At 32.4% G+C, this 4,090-nt stretch carries 4 protein-coding genes; 2 read left to right on the top strand and 2 right to left on the bottom strand.

From position 1 onward, the window contains the following. Window positions 1–715: tetratricopeptide repeat protein (locus IAI56_RS15305; RefSeq protein WP_222941030.1), on the top strand; the 715-nt coding region annotated here is incomplete at its 5' end. A 119-nt stretch (window positions 716–834) separates the two neighbouring features. Here IAI56_RS15305 and IAI56_RS15300 read toward each other — a convergent pair. Both IAI56_RS15300 and IAI56_RS15295 read right to left on the bottom strand, forming a co-directional pair. Next, window positions 835–1,842 (bottom strand): 3-oxoacyl-ACP synthase III family protein, encoded by a 1,008-nt coding sequence (locus tag IAI56_RS15300; RefSeq protein WP_187658688.1) that lies wholly within the window; start codon window positions 1,840–1,842, stop codon window positions 835–837. Window positions 1,843–1,992: 150 nt separating this feature from the next. Continuing rightward, window positions 1,993–2,322, bottom strand: a complete 330-nt coding sequence (locus IAI56_RS15295; protein WP_169522668.1) for a YegP family protein — start codon at window positions 2,320–2,322, stop codon at window positions 1,993–1,995. A gap of 143 nt (window positions 2,323–2,465) precedes the next feature. On the opposite strand from IAI56_RS15295, the gene IAI56_RS15290 reads away from it, so the two are divergent. After that, window positions 2,466–4,090, top strand: a 1,625-nt coding sequence (locus IAI56_RS15290) for a S9 family peptidase (RefSeq protein WP_187658687.1), incomplete at its 3' end; no start/stop codon positions are given.

Genomic DNA, 4,090 nt, shown 5'->3' with positions numbered 1-4,090 from the left:
AAATAATATTCTAAGTTCAATGAAATATTTAAAATTACTCTTTTTTTTATCATTTAGTTCTATAGCTCAAACAAATTTTTCGCAGGATAAAATAGAATTAAACAAATTGTTATCAGATGGGGAGAAAGCGTTTTTGTCAAGCAATTTCGTTTTAGCAAAAGAAATATATACAAAAGCCACTACCCTTTTTCCAAAAGAAAAGAACACATGGTATAACTTGGGAGCTACTTTACTTGCATTAGGTGAAAATGAAGATGCATGTGAAAATTTCTATATGGCTTACAGGTTAGGTGACAATAAAATTTTAGAAGATATTAAAGAATTTTGTCCTAGCTTTAGAAACGGTACAATTATGTCTATTAAAGACGTTGATGTTAAGCCAAAATTTAATGTTGATGGAAATGAATATTACCTGTTTGGAAGTGATGGAAATTTAAACCCAATATTTCTAAAAACAATGATAAGGGAAATAAAAAAATCTAAACGATTGAAAGAGAAGGTGAAAGGAAAAATTATTGTCTCCTTTAGTATCAATAGATTTGATGAATTTGATGGTCAAATAGTTAGAACTGGCGCAGATGAAAAAGATGTTGAAATCGTTAAAACAGAGATTATGGCAATATTAAAAACAATGGTCACGTATATTTCAGCAGAAAAAAACAGTGTTAAAGTTGATATTCTGGAGAAATGGATGCTACCAATTGCCTACAATTAACAAAATTCAACAAATTAAAATTTCTTCAGTAACCTATACCTTAGACAAAAAAACCCGTTTCAAAATTTTGAAACGGGTTTTTCTATTATCTATTGTCTTGTAATCTATTATGTAAAAAACTACCACTTAATAATAGCACTTGCCCAAGTAAATCCTGAACCAAATGCGGCTAAAACAACAGTGTCGCCCGATTTGATTTTCCCTTGTTCCCAAGCTTCGGTTAAAGCAATAGGAATTGACGCTGCGGTTGTGTTTCCATATTTTTGGATGTTGTTATACACTTGGTCATCACTTAATTTGAATTTCTGTTGAATAAATTGCGAAATTCTCAAATTTGCCTGATGTGGCACAAGCATATCAATATCAGAAACTTGTAAATTATTGGCTTGCAAACCTTCCATAATCACTTCGCTAAAACGAACCACTGCATTTTTAAACACAAATTGTCCGTTCATGTAAGGAAAATAACTTTCATCGTTTGGATCATTATCAGCAATAATATCATTTACCCAGCGTTTTCCCATTCCTGGAGCAATCAACGATAACTCTTCTGCGTGTTGTCCTTCGGAATGCAAATGGGTTGACAAAATTCCTTTGGTCAAATCTTCTTCTCTACTAATAACCGCTGCTCCTGCTCCATCGCCAAAAATCACGGAAACGCCACGACCACGAGTTGTCATATCCAATCCATGCGAATGTAGTTCGGAACCAATAATTAAAATGTTTTTATACATTCCGGTTTTTACATATTGGTCTGCAATAGAAAGTGCATAAACAAATCCCGAACATTGATTACGAATATCCAATGCACCAACGGTTTTTAAACCTAAATCACGCTGAACTAAAACACCTGGACCAGGAAAATAATAATCAGGACTTAGTGTTGCAAAAATTATAAAATCGATATCGTCATAAGAAACTCCCGAACGCTCGATGGCAATTTTTGCCGCCTTTACTCCCATTGAAGTAGTAGTATCTTGGCCTTTAATAACGTGGCGTCTTTCTTTTATGCCGGTTCGTTCTTGAATCCATTCGTCATTGGTATCCATTATTTTGGACAAATCGTCATTGGTTACTATATTTTCTGGAACATAAAACCCTAATCCTGATATTTTTGAATGATACATAACTTGTCAATTAATTAAAAATAGAGGTTAAAAATAATCAACTTATTAAAAACCACAGCACAAAACCCCTATTTTTTAACAAATTCTATTTTTTACAAAAAACAAAAGCCAGTTAAACTAACTGGCTTTGTATTAATTTTTGTGCTTTTGTTATGATTGGTCATCAACTGCAGCATCAGGTGCATTTTTCTTTACTGATTCAATTCCGTTATCGCGTGCTGCAACACTTTCATACATTTCACTTGTTCCAATGATTTGTCCATTGGTAGCTTTTAAATTAAAGTAAGGTTTTCCATTTTTAGCTTCTAATCTTTCAAAACGAGCATCGTCTTGCGAATTTTTCTTAACCGATTCTACTCCGTTTAAGCAAGCTGCTTTAGTAGTATAACCTTCACTACCAAGAATTTCTTGACCATTTCCTGCTTTTAAACTAAACTGAAACTCACCATTTTTTCTAGTTGTAATTACAAATTTTCCCATGTTTATTTATTTTGTTTTGATTTTTATCTTAGTTATAAAATTAAATAATTCCTTTTAAATAAAGTCTCAAAAATGTTATTTTTTTTGTTAACCTGTAACCTAAAAGCTATTTTTGATACCAATAACTATCTAAAACAATCAACATGAAAAAAAGCATTTTATTTATCCTTTTTCTCTCGTTTTTTGCTGGTTCTGCTCAAGAAAATTTAACGTTTCAACAACCATCAAAAGACATTCTTGCCCTAGCAGATTATGAGAGAACACCAAGTGTAAACATGGATTCTAAAAAAGAGTACATGCTATTAAGTTATCGAAGTACTTATAAAACGCTAGACGAATTAAGTCAGGAAGAAATGCGTTTGGGAGGTTTACGCATCAATCCTATTACAAACATTTCAAGTACGGTTACTTACATTAATAATTTGAAATTAAGAAAAGTAAAAGACAAAGTAGAAACTCAAGTAAACGGTTTACCTCAAAATCCTAAAATTACCAACATCGCTTGGTCACAAAACGAAAAGAAAATTGCTTTTACTAATACTACTGCAACTGGCGTAGAGCTTTGGGTAATTGATGTAGCAACGGCTTCTGCTAAAAAAATTACCGACGCTAATTTGAATGCTAATCTTGGAAATCCATTCAACTGGATGAATGACAATGAAACGCTTTTGGTAAAAATGTTGCCAAAAAACCGTCCTGCATTAATTGACAGTAAAAAAGATTTACCAAAAGGTCCAACGGTTTCAACTGGTGATGGAAAAGTTTCTCAAAACAGAACCTACCAAGATTTATTAAAAAACCCAACTGACGAAGCTAATTTTGATGCTTTAGTCACTTCAGAATTGTATAAAGTTTCAATTTCGGGAAAAATCGAACTGTTCAAACCCGCTGCAATTTATGCAGGAGAAAGTTTTTCACCTGATGGTAATTACTTAATGATAACTACTATTCACAAACCTTATTCTTATATCGTTCCGCTAAGTCGTTTTCCACAAAAATCTATTGTTTATAATACCAACGGAAAAGAGGTAAAAGTAGTAAACGAAGTTCCTTTGACTGAAATTATGCCAAAAGGTTTTTCTTCTGTTAGAACAGGTAAAAGAAATATGAGCTGGCGTTCAGATAAACCAGCTACGCTTTCTTATGTAGTAGCATTGGATGAAGGAGATCAAGCCAAAAAAGTTGATTATAGAGATGAAGTTTTCAGCTGGGATGCGCCATTTTCTGCAACACCAATTTCGATTTTAAAAACTCAACAACGCTATGGAGGAATTGTTTGGGGTAATGAAACAACGGCAATTGCATATGATAGTTGGTATGACACAAGAAATCAAAAAACCTATTTATTCAATCCTTCTAATCCAAATCAAGCTCCAAAAATTATTTCCGATAGAAATTCGCAAGATATTTACAGCGATCCTGGAGATTTTGAAACCAAAAGAAACCAATACAATCGTTATGTTTTGGCCATTGAAGGCGACAATACTTATCTAATTGGCGAAGGTCATACTAAAGATGGACAATTTCCTTTTATAGATGAATTTAATCTTAAAACATTAAAAACCAAACGTCTTTATACTTCAAAACTAAAAGACAAAAAAGAAGATTTGCTTTCTATTGAAGATTTCAAAAAAGGCGATGCATTGGTACAAATTCAATCAAAAAATGATTTCCCTAATTACTACTTCCGCAATATAAAATCAGGAAAATTAACACCAATTACTAACTTCCAAAATCCATTTGAAAGCATTAAAAATGTATATAAAGA

This window comes from Flavobacterium macrobrachii, assembly GCF_014486675.1.
GTDB classification, from domain to species: domain Bacteria; phylum Bacteroidota; class Bacteroidia; order Flavobacteriales; family Flavobacteriaceae; genus Flavobacterium; species Flavobacterium macrobrachii.
This window is presented reverse-complemented; position numbering and strand designations above follow the sequence as displayed.

What these genes read in the sequence shown, in the direction of transcription:
- IAI56_RS15295 (WP_169522668.1), bottom strand. Translation starts at nt 2,322, where the DNA reads ATGGGAAAATTTGTAATTACAACTAGAAAAAATGGTGAGTTTCAGTTT.
- IAI56_RS15300 (WP_187658688.1), bottom strand. Translation starts at nt 1,842, where the DNA reads ATGTATCATTCAAAAATATCAGGATTAGGGTTTTATGTTCCAGAAAAT.